The following is a 2,163-nucleotide window of genomic DNA, read 5'->3' as shown; positions in this document are numbered from 1 at the left end:
AGGTCTTGGTCCCGGGGAGGTGTCGGCCCTGTATGAAAAGAGTCTTAATTACTTGGAATCTATCGGATTCACCCCCCGTTTCGGGGCCTATCGGGAGCACCTTCTGGCATATGCCGCATCAAGAGATATTCACAAGAGACGCAGATGTCACATTAGCAGGAATAGAAGGAACGGCACTTTATGTAGAAGGTCTTGATGCTATTAATGGAAATCCTGTACTTAAAAATATGAGTTTCCTGAAAGACGTTTTTGTAATTGTTACAGGAATAAATATTACCCTGATTTATGCCGAAATATAATTTAAGAACATGATCCTCTTGCAAAACTCAGGATTATTTCGGACGTAAATATTCGGTGAAACTGCAGTCTGCTGTGCCTTGGAGTCGCCATCCGTGCCTTGCCGCAGAAGCGGTTTGCCTTTTTACTGGGTTTTGTGTCGCGGGCCGGATTCCACTGTCTCTCCGGTTTGTAATGAACAGGCTTCGAAACCCGAAAAAGTAACGCCTCAAGGCAGGATATAACTGGTTTACCGAATATTTACCCTCGGACAAAGGCGAGTTTACTATAATTAGGACCAAAATAGTGTCTGAATGCAACGATGTTTTACAGGAATACGCTTTAGCCCCCTGGTCCGTACTCGAACAATACAGGATAGAGGGAATCCTGAGATATGATCACTTCAGCATCACTTATAGGGCCTCTAGTATTAAATCGGATCAGCTCGTTACCATCAAAGAGTTTCTGCCCAGGGACTTAGTGGTCAGAAAATCAGACGATGAGATAGTTGCCAAATTTCCTTCAGATCAGAATGCCTTTCAGAAGGGACTCAGATACTTCATAGAGGAAGCCGAAGCCCTTGCCGGGTTCAGCCATCCCAATATTGTGCGGGTATTGAAGTGTCTTAAGGCCAACGGAACGGCATACATGATTATGTCACATGAGGATGGTGAGACCCTCCGAAAACAACTTGATCGCATGGGATCAGACAACACCATGCCGGAAGACAGAATCAGGCTTTGGCTGAAAGATATTTTGGATGGGTTAAAGAACATCCATGAAAAGGGAATTCATCACAGAAACATCAGGCCGGATACAATTTTTTTTAAAAAAGATGGCTCCGCCATGCTCATCGACTTCGGGGCAGTTCGTTATGCACTCAACAGCGAATCCCATAACGAAAATGCCGCTTCTACTTCTGGTTGTTCATCTTATTCATCCGATGATTTGTATGCCGATAAAGGAGGAGGCGGCGGCGGGTTGTGGACGGACATTTATCAGCTCGGAGCCGTAATTTATGAATGTGTGACAGGACACAAACCATCCCGTGCACAAGTCCGGACCCAGACATCGGCAAATGACGGGCCGGATCCGATTTTGGAGCCGCTAAAGCAAGCTGCCGGTCGGGGTTACAGTGAGAACTTCCTGGATACCATAGTGCTGGCCATGTCCGCAAATGTGGTTGACCGGCGGCCAGCGATAGAAAAATTTGAAAAATTAAAGTTAGCGAGTAACGAACCCGGACCAGTAGAAGAAAAGAAAAAAGAAGAGATCTTGGATGAAGGGGTCGGTATATCTGTACCAGAGAAAGCTCCTGCCGAGAAAGTCCCTTTGGATATCAAGACTACGGCTGAAGCCCCTGAGATAAAAGAAAAGGAGGTCGAAGAAAAAACCGATGTCCCCGAACATATACGGATTGATGATAAGGAAAAATCACAAAGAAAAGATAAAAGATGGAGTCTGTCCAAGGTCGGGCTGACAGCCATCCTTGTAATGGGTATCTTGGCTTCGGTTTGTCTTGTTTTCTTGAGACCTGTTCTGAAAATTGCAAGTGAGCCTGGTTCATCGGCTGTCTTTATGGATGAGAATCATGTGGGGGAAACCCCTCTGAGTATCAGGATGTGGATGGGAGGAAAGCACATAATCAGGGTCACAAAAAAAAGTTATCATGATTTTGAGCAAATAGTAGAAATGCAATTTGGAACTACTAAGGAAATCAATGTAGAGCTTACTCCCAAACTTTTTGGGGAGTTGACAGTTATAAGAGCGTGTCCCGTAAATCATATCAGCCGAAGATTTCGATTCGGCCAAATTTTGGCCTTATGCCCCTCTGGACTTTCTGGAAATGCTGATTATTGAGATTCATTGTCATAAGAGCCTTATTCC

2 protein-coding genes are annotated in these 2,163 nt (G+C 44.8%); both read left to right on the top strand.

All coding sequences use genetic code 11. The features are described from left to right. Positions 1-110 precede the first annotated feature (110 nt). Complete coding sequence (locus tag C4B57_12185; GenBank protein PXF50346.1) at positions 111-299, top strand: hypothetical protein; 189 nt, start codon at positions 111-113, stop codon at positions 297-299. 283 nt (positions 300-582) lie between these two features. After that, on the top strand, positions 583-2,136 hold the full coding sequence (locus C4B57_12180) for a hypothetical protein (GenBank protein ID PXF50345.1): 1,554 nt from the start codon (positions 583-585) through the stop codon (positions 2,134-2,136). Positions 2,137-2,163 lie beyond the last annotated feature (27 nt).

This window comes from Deltaproteobacteria bacterium (assembly GCA_003194485.1).
In the GTDB taxonomy this organism is placed as follows: domain Bacteria; phylum Desulfobacterota; class Dissulfuribacteria; order Dissulfuribacterales; family UBA3076; genus UBA3076.
Note: the sequence above shows the minus strand (reverse complement) of the source record. Positions and strands in the feature narration are given on the sequence as shown.